The sequence below is a fragment of the Paraburkholderia kururiensis genome (assembly GCF_034424375.1).
GTDB classification, from domain to species: Bacteria; Pseudomonadota; Gammaproteobacteria; order Burkholderiales; family Burkholderiaceae; genus Paraburkholderia; species Paraburkholderia kururiensis_A.
In genome coordinates this window covers 4,529,113-4,551,235 of the sequence record NZ_CP139965.1, presented here as the reverse complement: position 1 = coordinate 4,551,235, position 22,123 = coordinate 4,529,113, and the positions used below count along the sequence as shown (strand labels likewise).

The following is a 22,123-nucleotide window of genomic DNA, read 5'->3' as shown; positions in this document are numbered from 1 at the left end:
CGGCAAGCGAGATACATGGAGGTGACAGCATGAGGACAGCGCTCGTGGTTGGCGCATCGCGCGGCATCGGCCGCGAGTTCGTGCGGCAGTACCGCAAGTCCGGCTGGCGCGTGCTGGCCACGGCGCGCGACGACGCGTCCCTCGCCGAACTCGGCGAGATGGGCGCGCAGACCTTCTCGCTCGACATCACCGAGCCCGAGCAGATCGCGGTGCTCGGCTGGCAGCTCGATGGCGAGCGGGTCGACGTCGCGTTGATCGTCTCGGGCGTGTACGGGCCGCGCACCGAAGGCGTCGAGACCTTCACGGCCGAAGACTTCGATTACGTGATGGCCACCAACGTCCGCGGCCCGATGCAGTTGATGCCGATTCTGCTGCCGCTCGTCGAAGAGGCGCACGGCGTGCTTGCCGTGCTGTCGAGCCGCATGGGCAGCATTGCGGGTGCGGGCGGTACGACGGGCTGGCTCTATCGCGCGAGCAAGGCGGCGCTGAACGACGCGCTCAAGGTCGCTTCGTTGCAGGCGCGCCGCGCGACGTGCGTATCGCTGCATCCTGGCTGGGTGCGCACCGACATGGGCGGCGCCGAGGCCGCCATCGACGTGCAGCACAGCGTGAACGGCCTGCGCGAAGTGCTGGCCGAAGCCGCCGTGGAGCGCGACGTGTTCAACGGACGCTTCTTTCAGTACGACGGCACGGAGCTGGACTGGTAGCGCGCCGCAACGCCACCCCGCGCCACCCCGCGCCACCCCGCGCCGCGCTGCGCGCACGAGCCATCCCAAAAACTTCACTCAAAAAACGGAGACACCCCCGACATGCTGCTCGACGAGGATCATCTGATGGTCCGCGACGCGGTGCGCACCTTCGTGCGCGAGGAAGTGGCGCCGCATGCGGCCACGTGGGACCGCGAGCGCGTCTTTCCCGCGCAGGTGCACCGGCAGCTGGCGCAGCTGGGCGCCTACGGCGTGATGGTGCCGCCCGCGTACGGCGGCGCCGGCCTCGACGCGCTGGCGCTCGCCGTCATGCTGGAAGAAATCGCGGCCGGCGACGGCGGCACGTCCACGGCCATTTCGGTCAACAACTGTCCCGTGTGCAGCATCCTGCTCGCCTACGGCAACGACGTTCAGAAGCGCGACTGGCTCACGCCGCTCGCGCGCGGCGACATGCTGGGCGCCTTCTGCCTGACCGAGCCGCAGGCGGGCTCGGACGCCTCCGCGCTGCGCACCACCGCCACGCGCGACGGCGACAGCTACGTGTTGAACGGCGTGAAGCAGTTCATCACGAGCGGCAAGAACGGCCAGGTAGCGATCGTGATGGCGGTCACCGACAAATCCGCCGGCAAGCGCGGCATCAGCGCGTTCATCGTGCCCACCGACACGCCCGGCTACGTCTTGGCGCGGCTTGAAGACAAGCTGGGCCAGCATTCATCGGACACGGCGCAGATCGTGTTCGAAGACTGCCGCGTGCCGGCGGCGAACCTGATCGGCGCGGAGGGCGAGGGTTATCGCATCGCGCTTTCGGGGCTCGAGGGCGGACGCATCGGCATCGCGGCGCAGAGCGTGGGCATGGCGCGCGCGGCGTTCGAGGCGGCGCTCGCCTACGCGAAGGAGCGCGAGAGCTTCGGCGAGCCGCTCTTCGCCCACCAGGCCGTGCAGTTCCGGCTCTCGGACATGGCCACGCAGCTCGAAGCCGCGCGGCAACTCGTGTGGCACGCGGCGGCGTTGAAGGACGCCGGCCAGCCCTGCCTCACGGAAGCCGCGATGGCGAAGCTGTTCGCCTCCGAAGCCGCGGAGCGCATCTGCTCGGCCGCCTTGCAGATTCACGGCGGCTACGGCTACCTCAGCGATTTTCCAGTGGAGCGCATCTACCGCGACGTGCGCGTGTGCCAGATCTACGAGGGCACGAGCGACATTCAGAAAATCCTGATCGCACGCGGACTCGCCTGACGCTTGCCGCCCACCTCACCACGCTTCGACCGATGACATCAGCCTCCAAAGGCAGTACCCGCCCCCACGACTGCCCCTGCGGCGCCGCCGCGCCGGACCAGAAAAGCGGCGCCCGCCCGCCGCGTTACGCGGACTGCTGCGGTCGCTTCATCGACGGCGGCGCCGCGGCGCCCCGCGCGCTCGAACTCATGCGTTCGCGGTACTCGGCGTACGTGCTGGGCGAGTCGGCGTATCTGCGCGACACGTGGGCGCAAGAAACTTGCCCCGCGGACCTCGACGTGGACCGCACCGCGCCCGACGCCCCACGCTGGCTCGGCCTCGCCATCAAGCGACACACGCCCATCGACGAAACGCACGCCGAAGTCGAATTCGTCGCCCGCTACAAAGTGGGCGGGCGCGCCCACCGGCTGCACGAGACGAGCCGCTTCCTGCGCGGCGCCGACGGACGGTGGCGATACGTGGATGGCGACGTTCGCGAGGAGTGAGGCGAAGGGCCGTGGTGCCGGCTGATTCAGACGGCGCCATCCCCGCCACTGTCGCACTTTGCATACGGCGCTTATTACCGCGCCTCACGCATTTCTTCCCAACTTTCTTACCGATTCCGCAGGCGCGCCCACTAACGAACGGCCCCGCGCGGTTCTGCGTCGCATCCCCATTTTGGGACCGCCCTTTGTTGCACGCGTGCGCGGGTTAGCCCCGAATTGCACAAAGGTAATTTGTCGTGCGAGGATCATTCGCAGGTTTCGCGCAGGTCTTCCTGCCGTGACGGGGCCGGTTCAAGGCGCTTCCGTCACTGCAGGATTTCATTCATCAAGCTGACGTTTTGTTCTGTCGGCTTGACCCGGTCGGTGCTCCAGCGAGCGCGTCGGCGGCCGGTGGTGAATGAAGGTCTGGCGTGTTGCCTGTTGAGCGGCGTTTCGGCGTGGTCTCGGGAAGGTCCACGAAGAAATGCCCGGCCGTTTTTCTCCCCTTGGCGGGTTCGGCTGCCGTGTGTGCGAAAGCGCACACGCGCGGGAATCTCGCTGTGTCCGCAAAACGGACGGTGGGCGGCCTCAAGAGCAAAAAGCGGGTTTGGGTAGCTGAATGCAGCGGATGGATTTCAAAAAGATTCTCGCCGGATGGGCAGCGGTCTGCGCCGTGGGTACGGTTTCGAACGTGCACGCGGGCACGTTCGACGCGCCCGTTTCCGTCGCGAGCGCCGCGCCCTCCCCGGCCACGCCCGCCACCACCTCAGTTGCCACGCTCGCGCCCGGTCCGCTCGGCAGCGCGCGCGTCCAGAGCCTGCGTTTCGACTACGGCAGCGAGCCGCGCGTCGGCGCGCGCCTCAACGAGCAGATCATCCGCATTCCCGCCGATGCAACGGGCAGCGTGACGCTCGAAACCACGATCTATCGCCCCGACGGTCCGGGCCCGTTCCCGATGATCGTCTTCAACCACGGCAAGATTCCCGGCGATCCGCGCGGCCAGGCCCGCAGCGAACCGATGTCGCTTGCGCGCGAATTCGTGCGGCGCGGCTACGTGGTGGTGGCGCCGAATCGCCGCGGCTTTGCGGGTTCGGGCGGCACCTACGAGCAGGACGGCTGCGACGTGGAACGCAATGGCCTCGGCCAGGCTGCGGACGTGGCCGCGACCATCGACTACATGGCGAAGCAGCCGTACGTGGACGCGCAGCACATCGTCGTGGCCGGCACCTCGCACGGCGGCCTTGCCACCATCGCCTACGGCACCGAAGCGAAGGCCGGCGTGCGCGGCCTCATCAACTTCTCGGGCGGCCTGCGTCAGGACGCCTGCACCGGCTGGCAAGACAACCTCACGCAGGCGTTCGGTTCGTACGGCGCGAAGACGCAGGTGCCTTCGCTCTGGCTCTACGGCGATAACGATTCGGTGTGGCCCGCCGCGCTCGTCACGCGCATGTACAGCGCGTACACGCAGGCACAGACGGGCGGCGCGACGGGGCCGGACGTCGAAGCGCGGCTCATCGACTTCGGCTCCTACAAGAACGACGCGCATCGCCTCGTGGGCGACCGCGACGGCGTGCGCGTGTGGTGGCCGGCCGTCGAAACGTTCCTGCGGCGCATCGGCATGCCCACGGCCGTGGAATATCGCGTGTCCGATCCCACGCAGCCGAAGCCCACTGGCTTTGCCGCGCTCGACGCCGTGAACGCCGTGCCGTTCCTCGACGAAGCCGGCCGCGCGGGCTATCGCAATTTCCTCAAGCAGTATCCGAGCCGTGCGTTCGCGGTCTCCGAAAACGGCGCCTGGTCATGGGCCGAAGGCGGCGACAACCCGATGGCCGTGGCTATCGCGAACTGCCAGAAGGAAGGCGCGGGCGCCTGCCGCCTCTATGCGGTCAACGACTCGGTGGTGTGGAAGAACGACGACGAGGCCACGGCGCAAGCGTCCGCAGGCACCGAAGATGCCGACCAACGCGACGAGCGCGGCGTCACGGCGCGCGAGAGCGCATCCACCGCAGGCGAAACGCCGGCCATCGCGAGCCGCTGATCGTTCGGCTCAGATCCCCTTCACGGCGGCGCTGCCCGTCGGACCGCAACAGTCTTCATTGATCGTGGCGTGTTTCGCGTGGCGGGTCTTGCGCGTCGTGCTGCGCGATGTGCGCGATCGGTACGGTACGTACTGTCAGCGTGTTTATATCGTGCACGCAGTCCCCCGCGCTACCAGCCGCAGCCCTTCACGCCTCTCCACGTTCCGCCTCCCATTGCGACGCCTTGCTCGCGTCGCGCGCTTCTCGTCCGCCTTCGCATTTCGCTAAAACCCTCCGCGTGCGGACCGCAAACCGGCCTTTCGCCCGCCACTCCACACGATTTTTTGCACAAGGGATAGCTCACTTTGCCGTCGTCATCTACGGCCATTTCGAGCCTTCTGTCCCGAACCGTTCCGTGCTGTTCCGAACTGCGCGGAACGCCCGCCCAGCAAGGCTTCCGGGCCTATTTTCACAGTAGTGCATTGCGGCTCGTTACGCGCTAATCTCGACGCCGCTGCCGTTCCGGCGAGCCGCACATGGCACCGGTTGCGAAACGCGCCTTCGCTGCGCTTCGCGTCCAACGCATGCGCGCCACACCGCCCCTCGCCGGCAGCCTTCGCACGACGCGAACCCATGAGCGCCGCGCGACGCGATCCGAAGTCCCGAAACATTCGCATGACGATGCACGACGCGCCGCGTGCGGCATCCATGCGCCGGAGTAGTGAGTCTTGAACAACCTGGCAACCGAAGACTGGGTGGCCCGCAGCCTGCGCGCCGTGTGGCACCCGTGTACGCAGATGAAGCATCACGAGCGGCTGCCGCTCGTCGCGGTCTCGCACGCGAAGGGCGCGTGGCTCTACGACCGCGACGGCCGGCGCTATCTCGACGCCATCAGTTCGTGGTGGGTCAACCTGTTCGGCCACGCGAACCCGCGCATCAACGCGGCGCTGAAGGCGCAGCTCGATACGCTCGAACACGTCATGCTCGCGGGCTGCACGCACGAGCCCGCCGTCGAACTGGCCGAGCGTCTCGCCGCGCTCACGCAGCACACGCTGGGGCACGCGTTCTTCGCGTCGGACGGCGCATCCGCCGTCGAGATCGCGCTGAAGATGAGCTTCCACGCCTGGCGCAATCGCGGCTACGGCAACAAGCGCGAGTTCGTCTGCGTGGCGAACGGCTATCACGGCGAGACCATCGGCGCGCTCGGCGTGACGGACGTGCCGCTCTTCAAGGACGCCTACGATCCGCTCATTCGCCACGCGCACGTGGTGGCGTCGCCGGACGCGCGGCTCGCACGCGAAGGCGAAAGCGCCGCGGACGTCGCGCGCCGCGCCCTCGCCGAGGTGCGCGCCCTGTTCGAAGCGAAGAGCGCGAAGATCGCGGCGCTGATCGTCGAGCCGCTCGTGCAATGCGCGGCCGGCATGGCGATGCACGACACCTCGTATCTCGCCGGCCTGCGCGCGCTATGCGACCAGTACGGCGTCCACCTGATCGCCGACGAAATCGCCGTGGGATGCGGGCGCACCGGCACCTTCTTCGCCTGCGAGCAAGCGGGCATCTGGCCGGACTTCCTGTGCCTTTCGAAGGGCATCAGCGGCGGCTATCTGCCGCTCTCGCTCGTACTGTCGCGCGACGAAATCTACGCGGCGTTCTACGACGACGACACCGCGCGCGGCTTCCTGCACTCGCATTCGTACACGGGCAATCCGCTCGCGTGCCGCGCGGCGCTGGCCACGCTCGACCTCTTCGCAAGCGACGACGTGCTCGCCACGAACGCGCGCAAGTCGGCGCATCTGCGCGAGGCGCTCGCGCCGCTGGCCGCGCATGCGCGCGTGCGCCACTTCCGCCAGCGCGGCACGATCTTCGCGTTCGATGCCGTCGTCGACGATGCACAGCAGGCGAAGACCTTCTCGCGCCGCTTCTTTCAGCACGCGTTGCAGCGCGAACTGCTGCTGCGCCCCATCGGCACGACGGTGTACCTGATGCCGCCCTACGTACTCGATGCACACGAACAGGCGCTGCTTGCCGAACGCACGCTCGATACGTTCGAAGCCACGCTGAAGGAGGCGCACTGATGCAGCTGCTCGACTCGCTCGAACAGGGCCTTGCGGACCTCGCCGCACGCGGTCTGACGCGCCGCCGCCGCACCATCGACTCGCCGTGCGCCGCGCACATGATCGTGGACGGCCGCGCCATGATCGGCTTCGCAAGCAACGATTACCTCGGGCTCACGGCGCATCCGCAACTCGTGGCCGCCATCGCGGAAGGCGCGCAGCGCTATGGCGCGGGCAGCGGCGGCTCGCATCTGCTGGGCGGCCATTCGCGCGCGCATGCGCAACTCGAAGACGACCTCGCGGCATTCGCGGGCGGTTTCGTCGATGCACCGCGTGCGCTCTACTTCAGCACCGGCTACATGGCGAACCTCGCCGTGCTCACGGCGCTCGCGGGCCGCGGCACGACGCTCTTTTCGGATGCGCTGAACCATGCGTCGCTCATCGACGGCGCGCGGCTCTCTCGCGCCGACGTGCAGATCTATCCGCACGCCGACGTCGAAGCGCTCAGCGCGATGCTCGATGCTTCGGATGCCCAGGCAAAGCTCATCGTGACCGACTCCGTGTTCAGCATGGACGGCGACATTGCGCCGCTCGCGCCGCTGCTCGCGCTGGCGGAGCGGCACGGCGCATGGCTCGTGGTGGACGACGCGCATGGCTTCGGCGTGCTCGGTCCGCAAGGGCGCGGTGCCATCGCACAGGCCGCGTTGCGCTCGCCGCATCTGGTTTCCGTCGGCACGCTTGGCAAGGCGGCCGGCGTGTCCGGCGCGTTCGTCGCGGCGCACGCAACGGTGATCGAGTGGCTCGTGCAACGCGCGCGGCCCTACATCTTCACGACAGCGTCCGCGCCTGCGGTGGCGCACGCGGTGTCGGCCAGCCTCAAGATCATCGCGGGCGACGAAGGCGACGCACGGCGCGCGCATCTGCACGCGCTGATCGAACGCACGCGCGCGCTGCTCAAACAAACCTGCTGGCTGCCTGTGGATTCGCACACCGCCGTTCAGCCGCTCATCATCGGTGCCAACGACGCCACGCTCGACATGGCCGCGGCGCTCGACCGCGAAGGGCTCTGGGTGCCCGCCATCCGGCCGCCCACCGTGCCGGCCGGCACGTCGCGTTTGCGCATCTCGCTTTCGGCGGCCCATTCGCATGACGACCTCGACCGGCTCGAAGCCGCGCTGCTTCGTCTGAGCAAAGCGGAGGCCGCATCATGAACACGACGTTATCGAGCACGACGCAAGCGCGCTCGCTTTTTGTAACCGGCACAGATACGGAAATCGGCAAGACGCTGGTTTCGGCGGCCTTGCTGCGCGGCTTCACGCGCGCGGGGTTGCGTGCGGCGGCGATGAAGCCCATCGCGGCCGGTGCATTCAAGCGCGACGGCATCTGGCACAACGAAGACGCGGATCAGCTCGATGCCGCCGCCAGCGTGCTGTTGCCGCCCGCCGTTCGCACGCCGTATCTGCTGAAAGAACCGGCCGCGCCGCACATTGCCGCCGCGCTCGAACACGTGACGCTGGACCCGGCGCGCATCGTCGCGTGTCATGCCGAGGCCATGCAGCGCGCCGACGTCGTGGTGGTGGAAGGCGTGGGCGGCTTTCGCGTGCCGCTCACGGACACCTGCGACACCGCCGACCTCGCCCGCATGCTCGGCTTGCCCGTGCTGCTCGTGGTGGGCATGCGGCTGGGCTGCATCAGTCACGCGCTGCTCACCGCGGAAGCCATCGTCGCGCGCGGCCTGCCCCTCGCGGGTTGGGTGGCCAATCGCGTCGATCCCGCCATGACGTTCGCCGACGAAAACATCGCCGCGCTGCGCGAACGGCTGGGCCGCGAGTACGACGCGCCGCTCGTCGGCGTGGTACCGCATCTCGCAACTCCGTCAGCCGATGCCGCAGCGGATTGCCTCGACACGGCATCGCTGCTGCAAACGCTCCGCACGCTCGACACATCGCGCGGCTCGCCGCTCAACATGCAATAGACCCCGCTCAAGACAAACCTGGACACGAAGGACTCACGACATGCCCTCCCCTTCCATCGACACTTCGAACGCCCAAACAGCGGCCACCCTGCAAGCCACCACGACCCACACCGGCGGCGCGCGCTGGAAAGTGGCCGACGTGGTCGCGCTCTACGACCTGCCGTTCAACGACCTGCTGTTCCGCGCGCAGCAGGTGCATCGCGAGCACTTCGACGCGAACGCCGTGCAACTCTCCACGCTGCTTTCGATCAAGACGGGCGGCTGCGAGGAAGACTGCGCGTACTGCCCGCAATCGGCGCACTACGAAACCGGCGTGAAGGCCGAAAAGCTGATGGAAGTGGATGCCGTGCTCGCCGCCGCCCGCGTGGCGAAGGAAAACGGCGCGACGCGTTTCTGCATGGGCGCCGCGTGGCGCAATCCGAAAGACCGGCATCTGGAGCCGATCAAGGACATGATTCGCGGCGTGAAGGCGATGGGGCTCGAAACCTGCGTCACGCTCGGCATGCTCGAAGCGCACCAGGCGCAGTCGCTGCGCGACGCGGGGCTCGACTACTACAACCACAACCTCGACACCTCGCCCGAGTTCTACGGGCAGATCATCTCCACGCGCACCTACGAAGACCGGCTCGCCACGCTCGAACGCGTGCGCGACGCGGGCATCAACGTGTGCTGCGGCGGCATCGTGGGCATGGGCGAATCGCGGCGCGAACGCGCCGGGCTCATCGCGCAACTGGCGAACATGGACCCGTATCCGGAGTCGGTGCCCATCAACAACCTCGTGCAGGTGGACGGCACGCCGCTCACGGGCACGGAAGCGCTGGACCCGTTCGAGTTCGTGCGCACCATCGCCGTGGCGCGCATCACGATGCCGCGCGCGATGGTCCGCCTTTCCGCAGGCCGCGAGCAGATGGACGACGCGTTGCAGGCGCTGTGCTTCCTCGCGGGCGCGAACTCGATTTTCTACGGCGATCAGTTGCTCACCACCGGCAACCCGCAGGCCGAAGCCGACCGCAAGCTGCTCGCGCGGCTCGGCATTCGCGCGGAAACGGCGAACGCGCTGCCCGCCCATGAGCACGAGGGTTGCCGCCACGGCTGATCGAACGCATGCGCTGATGCCGTGAACAAAGCGGTGCGATTACACGAACGCGTGCGCGTCCTCGGTCTGCGGCGCTTCGCGAAAGCGGCGCGGGGCTGCGCAGTGAATCAGCGTATCGACGAAATGCTTTGCGCGCGGCCACGGACCGAACCCGGCCGCCGTGTTGATGTGCCCCGCGTCGCCCAGATTCACGAACGCGCTGCCCAGGTGCTGCGCGAGCGCGAGGGCGCCGGCGGCAGGCATCCACGGGTCCGTTTCGCTGCCGATCAGAATGGACGGCACCGGCAGCCGCCGCGGCTCGAGCGCGCCCGCAAAACGAAACTTCTCCGGACTCGCGGGCGCGACGAGCAGCACGCCCGCCACGTCCGCGGCGCTACTACCCTGGAGCAACGCGTGCGCCGTCGCAAGGCACCCGAAGCTGTGCGCGGCCAGCACGAACGGCCCGCGTTCACGCGCCAGCAGCGCGCCTAGCGCCTCGCCCCACACCGCGAGATTGGGCGCATCCCAGTCCGCCTGCTCCACGCGCAACGAGCGCGGAAACTGGCGCTCGAGCCAGGTCTGCCAGTGCGCGCCCTCGCTGCCATGAAGGCCCGGCACCGTCACGAGTCGCGGCGGCCACGTCGATTTGCTGCACGAAAGCATGATTTTTCCCCGCTTCCGGAATCTGTGAACGGATTGTGGCCTGCACCGTCGCAGCGCCGAACCAATTTTTTTTGCTTTGTTTTTTCCGGCGCGCCGCTTCGGCGCGAACGCCTTGCTGCGCGCGGGCGCAACGTCGGTCGAAAAAGTAGAATGAACGCTTCCGCATGGCGGTCGCCCGCTCACACGAGCGCTTCTGCCCGCCTGCTTGTGCCTTCTTGCGGCTTCCAAAGCCTTCTCAAGCTCCACGCGCATTCGATGAAGATCCTGTTCTATCAGCCGCACTCGAACCACGACACCGCGGACAACGACGCCTGGCTGCGCGGTCTGCAACAGGCGCTGCCGCACGCCGAGCTGCGCGAGTGGCAGCCCGGCGACCATGCCGGCGCCGACTACGCGGTGGTGTGGCGTCCGCCGCGCGAACTCTTCGCGGGGCGCCACGACCTGCGCGCCATCTTCAACCTGGGCGCAGGCGTGGACGCGATACTCGGACTCGAACGCGACTTCCCCGGCACGCTGCCGCGCGACGCGCTGCTCGTGCGTCTGGAAGACACGGGCATGGGCCAGCAGATGGTCGAGTACATCGCCCATGCGGTGCTGCGCTACCTGCGCCGCTTCGACGAGTACGAGCAGCTTCAGCAGGCGCGCCGCTGGAAGGTGCTGGAACCGCATCCGCGCGCCACGTTCACGGTGGGCGTGATGGGCCTCGGCGTGCTCGGCACTCAGGTGGCGCACGCGCTGGCCGCGCTCGGTTTGCCGGTGCGCGGTTTCAGCCGCAACGCGAAACGGATCGAAGGCGTTGCATGCTCGTCGGGCGAACTGCACGGCGCGGCGTTCGACGCGTTTCTCGATGGCGTGAAGGTGCTCGTCAATCTATTGCCGCACACGCCCGATACGGCCGACGTCCTGAACGCCCGCACGTTCTCGAAGCTCGCGCGTGGCGCGTATCTCGTCAACGTGGCGCGCGGCGGGCATCTGGTCGAACACGATCTGATCGATGCGCTCGCGCACGGCCAGATCGCAGCGGCCACGCTCGACGTATTTCGCGAGGAACCGCTGCCCGCAGCGCATCCGTTCTGGAGCGAGCCGCGCATCACGATCACGCCGCACAGCGCGGCGCAAACGCTGCGCGACGAAAGTATCGAGCAGGTGGCGCAAAAGATTGCATCGCTCGCGCGTGGCGAGCCGATCAGCGGCATCGTGGAGCGCGAGCGCGGCTATTGAGGCCGCCACAGCAGACAACGGCAGCAGCACAACCGCAGGAGAGGGACATGGCATTGCCAGCAACAGTGAAGATCGTTGAAGTGGGGCCGCGCGACGGCTTGCAGAACGAGAAGGAATTCGTGCCCACCGAGATCAAGATCGAACTCATCAACCGGCTTTCGGCGGCGGGCTTTCCGAACATCGAGTCGGCGTCGTTCGTCTCGCCGAAATGGGTGCCGCAGATGGCGGACGGCGCGGAAGTGATGGCCAGCATCGAGCGCCGCGCGGGCGCCATCTACTCCGTGCTCACGCCGAACATGCGCGGCTTCGAAGGCGCACAGGTCGCGAACGCAGACGAGATCGTCATCTTCGGCGCCGCGAGCGAAGCGTTCTCGCAGAAGAACATCAACTGCAGCATTGCCGAGAGCATCGAGCGCTTCGCGCCCGTTGCGCAAGCCGCGAAGGCGCACGGCATGCGCGTGCGCGGCAGCGTGTCGTGCGCGCTGGGCTGCCCGTATCAGGGCGAGGTGCCGGTGGCTTCCGTGGTGGACGTGGTCGAACGCTTCGCGGCATTGGGCTGCGACGAGATCGACATTGCAGACACCATCGGCGTAGGCACGCCGAAGCGCACGCGCGAAGTCTACGAGGCCGTGACGAAAGTGTTTGCGCGCGAACGGCTGTCGGGCCACTTTCACGACACGTATGGCCAGGCGCTCGCCAACATCTACGCGGCGCTGCTGGAAGGCATCGAGATTTTTCATGCGTCCGTGGCAGGCCTCGGTGGTTGCCCGTACGCGAAGGGCGCAACGGGCAACGTCGCGACCGAAGACGTGCTGTACCTGATGAACGGCCTCGGCATTCGCACCGGCATCGACCTCGATCAGGTGGTGGCCGCGGGCGATTTCATCTCGACGGCGATTGGCCGCGCCAATGCTTCGCGCGCGGGCAAGGCGCTGCTCGCGAAGGCCCGCGGCGCCGCGGCGCGTTGCGTGTAATCGCGCTCGCCTGCACGCAACGAACTGACCCAGGACAGCTGCAAACAGAAGCCACCGGAAAAAAAGCGGAAACATCGACATGACGGAAAACATCGCACCCGACAACCAGGACACGCAAAACAACCTCGACACCCTGCCCGACTCCGCGCGTCGCGTCGCGCTGCTGCTGCGCGAGCGCGGTCACACGAAGCCCGTGGTCATGCTGCCGGAAACCGGCAAGACCTCGGCGGAAGCGGCGGCGGGACTCGGCTGCTCGGTCGCGCAGATCGCGAAGTCGATCCTGTTTCGCCGCGTGGAAGACGACGCGCCCGTGCTCGTCATCGCAAGCGGCGCGAATCGCGTGGATGAAAAGAAGGTGGCGGCGCACGTAGGCGCCGTGGGGCGTGCGGACGCGAAGTTCGTGCGCGAGAAAACGGGCTACGCGATTGGCGGTGTGTGTCCGATCGGACATGCCGTGCCGCCTGTCACGCTGATCGACGCAGACCTGCTCGAACTCGCGAGCCTCTGGGCCGCGGCGGGGCATCCGCACGCCGTGTTCAACCTCTCGCCCGACGAGTTGATTGCGCTGACCGGCGCACCCGTCGCGGACGTCGCGCTGCGCGACGCGTCGTGATGAGCGCATCGCAAGACCACACGCCGCCGCAGGACCGCACGCCCGTGCCGTCGCCGTGCATCAACGTCTGCAAGATGAGCGCGGCCACCGGATGGTGCGAAGGATGCCTGCGCACCATCGATGAAATCGCCGGCTGGTCGTCGTTCGACGACGCCGCGAAGCGCGCCGTGTGGGACGCCATCGAGCGGCGCCACGCGCAACTCGTCGGCTCGCCATGAATGCGCCGCCGCGCGTGGTGACGATGGGCGAAACGTGCACGTGCACGCTCGCGCTCACCGCAGAGTCCATCAAGTCGTTCGCTACGCTCGTGGACGACCGCAACCCGCTGCATCACGACGACGCGTACGCGGCGCAAAGCCGCTTCGGCGGACTCATCGCATCCGGCACGCAGCCCACCGCGCACTTCATGGCACTGCTCGCTACCCACTTCTCGCAGTACGCGCAGCCGCTCGGGCTCGAGTTCGACGTGAAGCTCAAGCGCGCCGCACACGCGGGCGACACGCTCACCATGACGTGGCGCGTGACCGATGCATGGTGGAAGCCGAGCCTCGACGGCGACCTCGTGCAACTGGAAGGCAGCGTCGCGAACCAGCGCGGCGAAACCGTCGTGGCGGGCAAGGCGACGATTCTCGTGATGCCGAAGCCGTCGGCGTCCAGCGGTTCGTGATCGCGCGACGATGAACCTCGACACGCCGCGCCTGCCCGCTTCGATGCGCGTCTTCGAACGCGGCTGGCTCTCGTCCAACAACGTGCTCTTCGTGGACGACACGCAGGCCGCCATCGTCGATACCGGTTACGCGACGCACGAGGCGCAGACAGTCGAACTCGTGCGTCACGCGCTGGGGGCACGTCCGCTCGATCTCATCGTGAACACGCATCTGCATTCGGACCATTGCGGCGGCAACGCGCGACTGCAAGCCGAATGGACCTGCGACACGCTCATTCCCGTCGCCGAAGCCGACGCAGTGAGCGCGTGGGACGAACACCGGCTGACGTTCCGCGGCACCGGGCAGACCTGCGAGCGCTTCGCTTTCTCGGGCACCCTCGCGCCCGGCGCCGCGCTCGTGCTGGGCGGCCCGCGGTGGGACGTGCTCGGCGCGCCGGGGCACGATCCGCATTCGGTCATGCTCTACTGCGCGAGCGAACGCGTGTTAATCAGCGCGGACGCGCTATGGCAGAACGGCTTCGGCGTGATCTTCCCCGCACTCGATGGGGAATCTGACGAAGGCTTTGCCGAGCAGCAGGCGGTGCTCGAAGCCATCGCGAAGCTGGACGTCGCCGTCGTCGTGCCGGGACACGGCGCGCCATTCACGAACGTGCAGGAGGCGCTGGACCGCGCGTTTTCGCGCCTTGCGTGGCTGCGCGCGGACCCCACGCGCAACGCGAAGAACGCACTGAAAGTGCTGACCGTATTCAAGTTGCTCGAACTGCGGCAGACCACCTTTGCGGCGCTGCTCGACATGCTCGACGGCGCGCACATCATGGGCGCCGCGGCCGCCATGCTCGCACCGCGCCACGCGTGGCCCGCGCTCATGCGCAGCGTGCTCGAAGATCTCGCGAAGAACGGGGCGCTGGGGGTGGAAGGCGAACGCGTCACGGCGCCGCGCGGGTCGGTATGAAGCCGCATGCGCAAACAAGCGCGCGGGCTCTCAAGCAGAAACAGAAAAGCGAGGAATGGTGAAAGCGGCCATCGAAACCATCCAGCCGCCGCACCAAAAAGAAAGCCGCTCGCAGACCCTAAAGTGAACACCTTAAGCGGACAGCGAACGGCGCAATTTTCGACGTGATCAGCGTCCCACGCATCATACCGGCGCCCCCTGGGCCCCGCATCGGTGATTTCCCTACAGAAGTTTGACGCGTGCTTAACGACGGCCTACAGACGCATTGCAGGCGGCAGATTGCCCTTCCCGCCGACGCGCGCGCCGCTGCGGCACGATGCGCCAGCCCAGGTTCACACCCGCCGCCGCAAGCAGAATCAGCACCGCACCCAGCAGCTGGATCCACGCCAGCCGCTGACCGAACGCCACGCGATCCACCACGATGGCCACCACGGGATAGATGAACGACAGCGCGCCCGTCATCGCCGTGGGCAGTTTCTGGATGGCACCGTAAAGCAGCACGTACATCACGCCGGTGTTCACCACGCCGAGCGTCACGAGCTGCGCCCAGTGCACCGCCGTAACCGGCATCGCGTCGAAGCGCGCGAGCGGTGCGAGCGCCACCGCGCCGAACGCGAGCTGCACAAGCGCAATGAGATGCGGCGGCGTGCCCTTCAGGTGCTTCGTGATGATGGACGACACGGCATACAGGAAGGCCGCGCCCACCGCGAGCGCGACACCTTGCAGGTATTGCCCCGGCACGGCGAGCACCGCCGGCTCCACCTTCACGACGAACACGAGCCCGACGAACGCCACGAGCAGCCACACCACCGTGGAAGCCGTCAGGCGCTCGCGAAACACTACCGCCCCGAGCGCCACCAGCATGAACGGTTGCGTGTTGTAGACCGCCGTGGCCATCGAGATCGACGCACGCGAATACGCGGCGAACAGCAAGACCCAGTTGAGCACGATGGCGACGGCGCCCAGTACGGCGAGCCCGACGATGCGCCACGACAGCAGCGCGCGTTTCAGCAGCCCGAGCGCCGCACAGATCAACGCGAGCGTCGCGCCGCCGAACACGCAGCGAAGAAACACGACGTTGAGCGCGGGTTGCTGCGACGACACCACGAGCCAGCCGATCGATCCCGACATCAGCATCGCGACGGTCATCTCGGCGGCGCCGCGGCGGATTTCGCTTGAAGCCATGCCTGTCACTCTCCTTTGTTCTCGACAACGCGAAGACACGACGAAGTCGCGATTCAGTGTAGAGATTCGGGCGTGCGATAGATATGCTGAAATTGAGGCTCGAATGCCCTTTCGCCTATGAATCGAAGGTCATCATGAACAAACGCCTTGCATCGCCGACCGCGTCCGTCATGCTGGACGAAACGGACCGCACACTCCTCTCCGCCCTCGCCGATGACGCGCGCCAGCCCGTGAGCGAACTCGCGCGCCGCGTCGGGCTTTCGGCGCCGAGCACGGCCGAACGTCTGCGGCGGCTCGAAGCGCAGGGCGTGATCGAAGGCTTCACGGTCCGCCTCAATCCGTGCGCGCTCGGCTACACGTTGCAGGCCATCGTGCGCGTGAAGCCGCTGCCGGGGCAGTTGCACCTCGTGGAAGAAGTGATCCGGCGAATTCCCGAGTTCGTGGAATGCGACAAGGTGACGGGCGACGACTGCTTCATCGCGCGACTCTATCTGCACTCCATCGATCAGCTCGACGAGATTCTCGCGAAGGTCACCGAGCGTGCCGAAACGAGCACGGCCATCGTGAAGTCCACGCCGGTGGCAAGGCGGCTGCCGCCGTTGCCGTGATTCAGCAACGCGCGTGCCGTGGATGAGTGGGACGAGGCGTCAGCGGTCCAGCGCCTCGAAGAACGACAGCATTTCGTCGACCAGCAATTCGGGCGCCTCTTCGGGAACGTAGTGGCCGCACGGCAGCGCGCGGCCGCTCACGTCGCGGGCCACCTTGCGCCATTCGTCGAGCGGCCTGAAGCAGCGCTCCACCACGCCCTTCTCGCCCCACAGCACGCGCAGCGGACACGCCACCTTGTTGCCGCGTTCGATGTCGGCGCGATCGTGTTCGAGGTCGATGGTGGCAGAGGCGCGGTAGTCCTCGCACATCGCATGCACGGCGCCGGGCTGGCGCAACGCGCTGCGGTAGGCGTCGAGCGCGTGCGGCGCGAACGGCGCGAGACCCGCATGGCGGCCGCCCATCACGCGCTCCACATAGACATCGGGATTGGCGCCGATGAGCGTCTCCGGCAACGGCTCCGGCTGGATCAGGAAGAACCAGTGGAAGTAGAGCGTGGCGAAGGTGCGGTCCGTGGCTTCGTACATGGCGAGCGTGGGCGCAATGTCGAGCAGCATCAGCCGCTCCACGGCGCCCGTATGGTCCAGCGCCATGCGGTGCGCCACGCGGGCGCCGCGGTCGTGCGCGCAGACCAGAAAGCGCTCGAAGCCGAAGTGACGCATCACCTCCACCTGGTCGGCGGCCATCGCGCGTTTCGAGTACGGCGTGTGCCGCTCGTCGCTCGCGGGTTTGCCCGACGCGCCGTAGCCGCGCAGGTCGGTGGCAATCACCGTGAAGTGCCGCGCCAGCGCAGCTACGCACCGATGCCAGATCATGTGCGTTTGCGGATGGCCGTGAAGCAGCAGCAAGGGCGGACCGGAACCGCCCTTCACCCCGAAAATATCGACACCGCTTGTGGCAGTCGTCACGCGAAAGGGTGTGAAGGCCTCGAAGGACATAGTCGTCTCTTGTCGTTGTTGGTCTGGTTCGCGGATTGTAGAACGCGGAGGGGTACCTTCGTGGTGGGATGGCGCACGCAATCCGTAGAACCCGAACACTCCTTCCAGTACGAGGCACGATGCCAGCGGCAGATGCATCGCCTATAATCGAACGATCGTTCTCTAAAGCGACCCACATGATGGGACGCGCGGTGCACCCTGCACCGCTCTGCTTCACCGCTACACTCATATCGCCGAGCCGTCTGTCACTCTCACGCGGCCATCATTCAGGAGACTCTCGCCATGGCCTTGCCCGCCGTCCTGCAAAACCTTGCGCTGCCTGTCGTCGCTTCGCCGATGTTCATCGTCAGCTACCCCGAACTCGTGCTTGCGCAGTGCAAGGCCGGCATCGTCGGCTCGTTTCCCGCCCTCAATGCGCGGCCCGCGGAATTGCTCGACGAATGGCTCACGCAGATCCAGCAGCAGCTCGCGGCGCACAAGGCCGCGCATCCCGACGCCGTGATCGGTCCCGTTGCCGTGAACCAGATCGTGCATCAGTCGAATGTGCGGCTCGAACAGGACATTCGCGTGTGCGTGGAGCACAAGGTGCCCATCTTCATCACGAGCCTGCGGGCGCCGGCCAAAGAAATCGTGGACGCCGTGCACAGCTACGGCGGCATCGTGCTGCACGACGTGATCAACATGCGGCACGCGAGCAAGGCGCTCGAAGCCGGCGTGGACGGTCTCATCCTGGTGGCCGCGGGCGCCGGCGGCCATGCGGGCACGATGTCGCCGTTCGCGCTCGTGGGCGAGGTGCGCCGCGTGTTCGACGGTCCCATCGTGCTGTCGGGCGCCATCGCGAACGGCGGCTCGATTCTCGCCGCGCAGGCGATGGGCGCGGACCTCGCCTACATGGGCACGCGCTTCATCGCGACGCAGGAAGCGCACGCCGTGGACGACTACAAGCGCGCCATCGTCAAGGCGAACGCCGCGGACATCATCTATACGAACCTCTTCACGGGCGTGCACGGCAACTACATTCGCGAGAGCATCGTGAATGCCGGGCTCGATCCGGACGCGCTGCCCGAATCGGACAAGTCGCGCATGAACTTCGGCAGCGACAAGGCGAAGGCGTGGAAGGACATCTGGGGCGCAGGCCAGGGCGTGGGCCTCATGGACGACGTTCCGACGGTGGCCGAACTCGTCGCACGGCTGAAGAAGGAATACGACGAGACGAAGGCGCGGCTGGGGATGGCGCGCTGACCCGCCTGCGTGAGCGCGTTTAGCGCATCACGCCCTCACATATTCCGCCGATACTGCCCGCCCACCTCGAATAACGCGTGCGTGATCTGCCCGAGCGAGCAGACGCGCACCGCATCCATCAGCACGTCGAACACGTTCGCGTCATTCATGACCGCCTGCTTGAGGCGCGCCAGCGCCTCGGGTGCGTCGTCGCGATGGCGCGCCTGAAAGTCGCGCAGGCGCGCAAGCTGGCTGCGCTTCTCGTCTTCCGTGGACCGCGCGAGCGTGAGCGTGGCGGGCGCCTCGTGCGCATGCGGATTCACGAACGTGTTCACGCCCACGATCGGATACGACCCGTCGTGCTTGCGATGCTCGTAAAGCAGCGACTCGTCCTGGATGCGTCCGCGCTGATAACCGGTCTCCATGGCGCCCAGCACGCCGCCGCGCTCGGTGAGGCGGTCGAACTCCGCGAGCACCGCGGCCTCCACGAGATCCGTCAGTTCCTCGACTACGAAACTGCCCTGGTTCGGGTTCTGGCTCTTCGCGAGCCCCCATTCGCGATTGATGATGAGCTGGATGGCAAGCGCACGCCGCACGGACTCTTCCGTAGGCGTGGTGATGGCTTCGTCGAATGCGTTCGTGTGCAGCGAGTTGCAGTTGTCGTAGATCGCGATGAGCGCCTGCAGCGTGGTGCGGATGTCGTTGAAGTCGATTTCCTGCGCGTGCAGGCTGCGCCCCGAGGTCTGCACGTGGTACTTGAGCTTCTGGCTGCGCTCGTTCGCGCCGTAACGCTCGCGCATCGCGAGCGCCCAGATGCGGCGTGCCACGCGGCCGAGCACGGTGTACTCGGGGTCCATGCCGTTCGAGAAGAAGAACGAGAGATTCGGCGCGAAGGCATCGATGTGCATGCCGCGCGCGAGATACGCCTCCACGTACGTGAAGCCGTTTGCCAGCGTGTAGGCGAGTTGCGAGATGGGGTTCGCGCCGGCTTCGGCGATGTGATACCCGGAGATCGAAACCGAATAGAAATTGCGCACGCCTTGCTCGACGAACCACGCCTGGATGTCGCCCATCACCTTGAGGCTGAATTCCGTCGAGAAGATGCAGGTGTTCTGCCCCTGGTCTTCCTTGAGGATGTCGGCCTGCACCGTGCCGCGCACGTTGTGCAATGCGTGCCGCCGGGCTGCGTCGATTTCTTCTGCCGTCGGTTCGCGGCCTTCGTTCGCCGTGCGCGCACACAGCCGTTCGATCTGCTGGTCGATGGCCACGTTGAAGAACATGGCGAGAATGGCGGGCGCGGGTCCGTTGATGGTCATCGACACCGACGTGTCGGGCGCGCACAGGTCGAAGCCGTCGTAGAGCGCCTTCATGTCGTCGAGCGTCGCCACCGAGACGCCCGAGTTGCCGATCTTGCCGTAGATGTCGGGGCGCTCGTCGGGCTCTTCGCCGTAGAGCGTGACGGAGTCGAACGCGGTGGACAGGCGCTTCGCCGGCATGCCGTCGGCGAGCAGCTTGAAGCGGCGGTTCGTGCGCATCGGATCGCCTTCGCCCGCGAACATGCGCGTGGGGTCTTCGTTTTCGCGCTTGAATGCAAACACGCCGGCCGTGAACGGAAAGTAGCCGGGCAGGTTTTCGAGCATGAGCCAGCGCAGCGTCTCGCCGGGGTCCGCGAATTTCGGCAGCGAAATCTTGCGCATCGTCGTGCCGGAAAGCGTCGTGACGGTGAGCGCGGTGCGGATCTCGCGGTCGCGTACTTTCACGACGTGTTCCTCGCCCGAATACGCGGCGACTGTCTGCGGCCACTCGGCGAGCAGCGCCTTTTCGCGCGCACCGAGTTGCGCCTCCCGTTCGGCGATGAGCGCATCGATTTGTCCACCCGGCGTGGCGGTCGCATTTGCATCCGCCGCGTTCGTGACGTTGGCCTCGCCGCCTGCGCTCGACGCCAGCATGCGGCGCGTTTCCATGAGCTGCCAGCGTTCGCGCGCCAGCTGCGACTGCGCGACGACGCGCTGACGATACGCGCGCACCGTCTCGGCAATGTCGCTCAGATACCGCACGCGCCCGGGCGGCACGATGGCGTGCAGGCCGCTCGAATGACGCTGGCCGTCGAGCGCCGGCAGCGTGCCGCCGCCCTCGCGCAGCCCGTGCTCGCGCAATGCGCGCGCGATGTGCTGATAGAGCGCCGTCACGCCGTCGTCGTTGAAACGCGAGGCCACCGTGCCGAACACGGGCATCGCCTCCGGTGCCGCCGTGAAGCCGCGATTGCGCTGCACCTGCTTCGCGACGTCGCGCAGCGCGTCGGCTGCGCCGCGGCGGTCGAACTTGTTGATGGCGACCACATCGGCGAAGTCGAGCATGTCGATCTTTTCCAGCTGGCTCGCCGCGCCGAATTCGGGCGTCATGACGTAGAGCGACTGATCGGCGAGCGGCACGATGGCCGCGTCGCCCTGGCCGATGCCCGACGTCTCCACCACCACGAGATCGAAGCCAGCGGCCTTGCAGGCGACGATGGCGTCGGGCAACGCATCCGATATCTCGCTCGATGCTTCCCGCGTGGCGAGCGAACGCATGAACACGCGTGCGCCGCGCCCCCAGTTGCCGATCGCGTTCATACGGATGCGGTCGCCCAGCAGCGCGCCGCCGGACTTGCGACGCGACGGGTCCACGGCAAGCACGGCGATGGCGAGCGCGTCGTCGAAGTCGAGCCGGAAGCGCCGCACGATTTCGTCCGTGAGCGACGACTTACCCGCGCCGCCCGTACCGGTCACGCCGAGCACGGGCACGCGCCGCGCGGCCGCGCGCGCAGCCAGTTCGGCGCGTAGCGGCACACCCGCCTGGCCGGTTTCGAGCGCGGAAATGAGCACGGCGAGTTGACGGAAAACCGGCGATGGGTCGGCGGGCAGCGCGAGCGTGGAGAGGGTGTCGGCGCGCGGGCTGTCGGGGGCGCCGTGCGGGCTCGCAGCATCGTCGCGTGAGTCGGCCACCTCTTCGCGCGACGTCGCGGCCTGTGCGCAGCGCGCAATCATGTCGTCGATCATGCCTTGCAGGCCAAGCCGTTGACCGTCCTGCGGCGAGTAGATGCGCGCCACGCCGTAGCGCTCCAGCGCCGCGATTTCTTCGGGCACGATCACGCCGCCTCCGCCGCCGAACACCTTGATGCGTTCGCCGCCGCGTTCGCGCAGCAGGTCGACGAGATAGCGGAAGTACTCGACGTGGCCGCCCTGATAGCTCGACACGGCTACGGCGTCGGCGTCTTCTTCGAGTGCGGCGGTGGCGACTTCGTCCACCGAACGGTTGTGGCCGAGGTGAATGACCTCGACGCCGCTTGCCTGGAGAATGCGGCGCATGATGTTGATCGACGCGTCGTGGCCGTCGAACAGCGCGGCGGCGGTGACGAAGCGCAGACGGCGGACCGGAAGCGGCGAGCGCAGCGACTTGTGGTCGCCGGCGCGCTGCGGCGTGGAAAGGTCGGTCATGTCTCCCCCGGGTCGTCCTACGGGTTCGGTTGTCTGCCCAGTATAGACAAACGGAGGGGCCGGCCTGCGCGCTGCTTTTCC

Annotated in this window: 20 protein-coding genes; 16 read left to right on the top strand and 4 right to left on the bottom strand. The window is 67.2% G+C overall.

All coding sequences use genetic code 11. The features are described 5' to 3' along the window. Positions 1 to 29: 29 nt before the first annotated feature. The 8 genes from U0042_RS20445 to bioB all read left to right on the top strand — a co-directional run bounded on the left by U0042_RS20445 (position 30) and on the right by bioB (position 9,547). A complete protein-coding gene (locus U0042_RS20445) occupies positions 30 to 707 on the top strand; it encodes an SDR family oxidoreductase (protein ID WP_114809408.1) in 678 nt (225 codons plus the stop codon). A 102-nt stretch (positions 708 to 809) separates the two neighbouring features. Further along, on the top strand, positions 810 to 1,940 hold the full coding sequence (locus tag U0042_RS20440) for an acyl-CoA dehydrogenase family protein (RefSeq protein ID WP_114809409.1): 1,131 nt from the start codon (positions 810 to 812) through the stop codon (positions 1,938 to 1,940). Positions 1,941 to 1,972: 32 nt separating this feature from the next. After that, the gene (locus tag U0042_RS20435; RefSeq protein WP_114809410.1) at positions 1,973 to 2,425 is read left to right on the top strand and encodes a YchJ family protein; all 453 of its coding nucleotides are present in this window, start codon (positions 1,973 to 1,975) and stop codon (positions 2,423 to 2,425) included. A 607-nt stretch (positions 2,426 to 3,032) separates the two neighbouring features. After that, a complete protein-coding gene (locus U0042_RS20430; protein ID WP_114809411.1) occupies positions 3,033 to 4,442 on the top strand; it encodes a dienelactone hydrolase family protein in 1,410 nt (469 codons plus the stop codon). A gap of 708 nt (positions 4,443 to 5,150) precedes the next feature. Then, complete coding sequence (bioA, locus tag U0042_RS20425) at positions 5,151 to 6,497, top strand: adenosylmethionine--8-amino-7-oxononanoate transaminase (protein ID WP_114809412.1); 1,347 nt, start codon at positions 5,151 to 5,153, stop codon at positions 6,495 to 6,497. Continuing rightward, positions 6,497 to 7,687 carry an 8-amino-7-oxononanoate synthase gene (gene bioF / locus U0042_RS20420; RefSeq protein ID WP_114809413.1) on the top strand — a complete coding sequence of 397 codons (1,191 nt, stop codon included), beginning with the start codon at positions 6,497 to 6,499 and terminating at the stop codon, positions 7,685 to 7,687. Before bioA ends, bioF begins: the two co-directional genes overlap by 1 nt. After that, complete coding sequence (gene bioD, locus U0042_RS20415) at positions 7,684 to 8,451, top strand: dethiobiotin synthase (RefSeq protein ID WP_114809414.1); 768 nt, start codon at positions 7,684 to 7,686, stop codon at positions 8,449 to 8,451. The genes bioF and bioD overlap by 4 nt, the downstream gene beginning before the upstream one ends. Before the next feature lie 40 nt (positions 8,452 to 8,491). Then, a complete protein-coding gene (gene bioB, locus U0042_RS20410) occupies positions 8,492 to 9,547 on the top strand; it encodes a biotin synthase BioB (RefSeq protein ID WP_114809415.1) in 1,056 nt (351 codons plus the stop codon). Between the two features lie 39 nt (positions 9,548 to 9,586). Here bioB and U0042_RS20405 read toward each other — a convergent pair whose 3' ends face one another. Then, entirely contained in the window at positions 9,587 to 10,189 is a 603-nt protein-coding gene (locus U0042_RS20405; RefSeq protein WP_114809416.1) for an RBBP9/YdeN family alpha/beta hydrolase, read from the bottom strand. A 255-nt stretch (positions 10,190 to 10,444) separates the two neighbouring features. Here U0042_RS20405 and U0042_RS20400 point away from each other — a divergent pair, with 255 nt between their 5' ends. The 6 genes from U0042_RS20400 (at position 10,445) to U0042_RS20375 (ending at position 14,616) form a co-directional block, all read left to right on the top strand. After that, positions 10,445 to 11,410, top strand: a complete 966-nt coding sequence (locus U0042_RS20400; protein WP_114809417.1) for a 2-hydroxyacid dehydrogenase — start codon at positions 10,445 to 10,447, stop codon at positions 11,408 to 11,410. 47 nt (positions 11,411 to 11,457) lie between these two features. Next, positions 11,458 to 12,384: a hydroxymethylglutaryl-CoA lyase gene (locus U0042_RS20395; RefSeq protein WP_114809418.1), complete on the top strand. Its 927-nt coding sequence runs from the start codon at positions 11,458 to 11,460 to the stop codon at positions 12,382 to 12,384. A 79-nt stretch (positions 12,385 to 12,463) separates the two neighbouring features. After that, positions 12,464 to 12,997, top strand: a complete 534-nt coding sequence (locus U0042_RS20390; RefSeq protein WP_114809419.1) for a YbaK/EbsC family protein — start codon at positions 12,464 to 12,466, stop codon at positions 12,995 to 12,997. After that, positions 12,997 to 13,215 carry a DUF1289 domain-containing protein gene (locus U0042_RS20385; RefSeq protein WP_114809420.1) on the top strand — a complete coding sequence of 73 codons (219 nt, stop codon included), beginning with the start codon at positions 12,997 to 12,999 and terminating at the stop codon, positions 13,213 to 13,215. Before U0042_RS20390 ends, U0042_RS20385 begins: the two co-directional genes overlap by 1 nt. Next, positions 13,212 to 13,664 carry a MaoC family dehydratase gene (locus U0042_RS20380; protein ID WP_114809421.1) on the top strand — a complete coding sequence of 151 codons (453 nt, stop codon included), beginning with the start codon at positions 13,212 to 13,214 and terminating at the stop codon, positions 13,662 to 13,664. The genes U0042_RS20385 and U0042_RS20380 overlap by 4 nt, the downstream gene beginning before the upstream one ends. A 10-nt stretch (positions 13,665 to 13,674) precedes the next feature. Continuing rightward, positions 13,675 to 14,616, top strand: a complete 942-nt coding sequence (locus tag U0042_RS20375) for an MBL fold metallo-hydrolase (protein ID WP_114809422.1) — start codon at positions 13,675 to 13,677, stop codon at positions 14,614 to 14,616. A 243-nt stretch (positions 14,617 to 14,859) separates the two neighbouring features. Here the strand turns inward: U0042_RS20375 and U0042_RS20370 are convergent, their stop codons facing one another. Next, entirely contained in the window at positions 14,860 to 15,801 is a 942-nt protein-coding gene (locus tag U0042_RS20370) for a DMT family transporter (protein ID WP_114809423.1), read from the bottom strand. A gap of 134 nt (positions 15,802 to 15,935) precedes the next feature. Here U0042_RS20370 and U0042_RS20365 point away from each other — a divergent pair, with 134 nt between their 5' ends. Further along, entirely contained in the window at positions 15,936 to 16,409 is a 474-nt protein-coding gene (locus U0042_RS20365; protein WP_114809529.1) for an Lrp/AsnC family transcriptional regulator, read from the top strand. Positions 16,410 to 16,448: 39 nt separating this feature from the next. Here the strand turns inward: U0042_RS20365 and U0042_RS20360 are convergent, their stop codons facing one another. Continuing rightward, positions 16,449 to 17,345, bottom strand: a complete 897-nt coding sequence (locus U0042_RS20360) for an alpha/beta fold hydrolase (protein WP_114809424.1) — start codon at positions 17,343 to 17,345, stop codon at positions 16,449 to 16,451. A gap of 282 nt (positions 17,346 to 17,627) precedes the next feature. Between U0042_RS20360 and U0042_RS20355 the strand changes: the two genes are divergently transcribed. Then, positions 17,628 to 18,587, top strand: a complete 960-nt coding sequence (locus U0042_RS20355; protein WP_114809425.1) for an NAD(P)H-dependent flavin oxidoreductase — start codon at positions 17,628 to 17,630, stop codon at positions 18,585 to 18,587. A gap of 35 nt (positions 18,588 to 18,622) precedes the next feature. On the opposite strand, the gene icmF is transcribed toward U0042_RS20355, so the two are convergent. Then, positions 18,623 to 22,042 (bottom strand): fused isobutyryl-CoA mutase/GTPase IcmF, encoded by a 3,420-nt coding sequence (gene icmF, locus U0042_RS20350; protein WP_114809426.1) that lies wholly within the window; start codon positions 22,040 to 22,042, stop codon positions 18,623 to 18,625. Positions 22,043 to 22,123: the final 81 nt, after the last annotated feature.

Excerpts from the sequence above, each read along its gene's own strand:
- U0042_RS20445 (WP_114809408.1), top strand. The coding sequence starts at position 30 with ATGAGGACAGCGCTCGTGGTTGGCGCATCGCGCGGCATCGGCCGCGAG.
- U0042_RS20440 (WP_114809409.1), top strand. The coding sequence starts at position 810 with ATGCTGCTCGACGAGGATCATCTGATGGTCCGCGACGCGGTGCGCACC.
- U0042_RS20435 (WP_114809410.1), top strand. The coding sequence starts at position 1,973 with ATGACATCAGCCTCCAAAGGCAGTACCCGCCCCCACGACTGCCCCTGC.
- U0042_RS20430 (WP_114809411.1), top strand. The coding sequence starts at position 3,033 with ATGGATTTCAAAAAGATTCTCGCCGGATGGGCAGCGGTCTGCGCCGTG.
- bioF (WP_114809413.1), top strand. The coding sequence starts at position 6,497 with ATGCAGCTGCTCGACTCGCTCGAACAGGGCCTTGCGGACCTCGCCGCA.
- bioD (WP_114809414.1), top strand. The coding sequence starts at position 7,684 with ATGAACACGACGTTATCGAGCACGACGCAAGCGCGCTCGCTTTTTGTA.
- bioB (WP_114809415.1), top strand. The coding sequence starts at position 8,492 with ATGCCCTCCCCTTCCATCGACACTTCGAACGCCCAAACAGCGGCCACC.
- U0042_RS20405 (WP_114809416.1), bottom strand. The coding sequence starts at position 10,189 with ATGCTTTCGTGCAGCAAATCGACGTGGCCGCCGCGACTCGTGACGGTG.
- U0042_RS20400 (WP_114809417.1), top strand. The coding sequence starts at position 10,445 with ATGAAGATCCTGTTCTATCAGCCGCACTCGAACCACGACACCGCGGAC.
- U0042_RS20395 (WP_114809418.1), top strand. The coding sequence starts at position 11,458 with ATGGCATTGCCAGCAACAGTGAAGATCGTTGAAGTGGGGCCGCGCGAC.
- U0042_RS20390 (WP_114809419.1), top strand. The coding sequence starts at position 12,464 with ATGACGGAAAACATCGCACCCGACAACCAGGACACGCAAAACAACCTC.
- U0042_RS20385 (WP_114809420.1), top strand. The coding sequence starts at position 12,997 with ATGAGCGCATCGCAAGACCACACGCCGCCGCAGGACCGCACGCCCGTG.
- U0042_RS20380 (WP_114809421.1), top strand. The coding sequence starts at position 13,212 with ATGAATGCGCCGCCGCGCGTGGTGACGATGGGCGAAACGTGCACGTGC.
- U0042_RS20375 (WP_114809422.1), top strand. The coding sequence starts at position 13,675 with ATGAACCTCGACACGCCGCGCCTGCCCGCTTCGATGCGCGTCTTCGAA.
- U0042_RS20370 (WP_114809423.1), bottom strand. The coding sequence starts at position 15,801 with ATGGCTTCAAGCGAAATCCGCCGCGGCGCCGCCGAGATGACCGTCGCG.
- U0042_RS20365 (WP_114809529.1), top strand. The coding sequence starts at position 15,936 with ATGAACAAACGCCTTGCATCGCCGACCGCGTCCGTCATGCTGGACGAA.
- U0042_RS20360 (WP_114809424.1), bottom strand. The coding sequence starts at position 17,345 with ATGTCCTTCGAGGCCTTCACACCCTTTCGCGTGACGACTGCCACAAGC.
- U0042_RS20355 (WP_114809425.1), top strand. The coding sequence starts at position 17,628 with ATGGCCTTGCCCGCCGTCCTGCAAAACCTTGCGCTGCCTGTCGTCGCT.
- icmF (WP_114809426.1), bottom strand. The coding sequence starts at position 22,042 with ATGACCGACCTTTCCACGCCGCAGCGCGCCGGCGACCACAAGTCGCTG.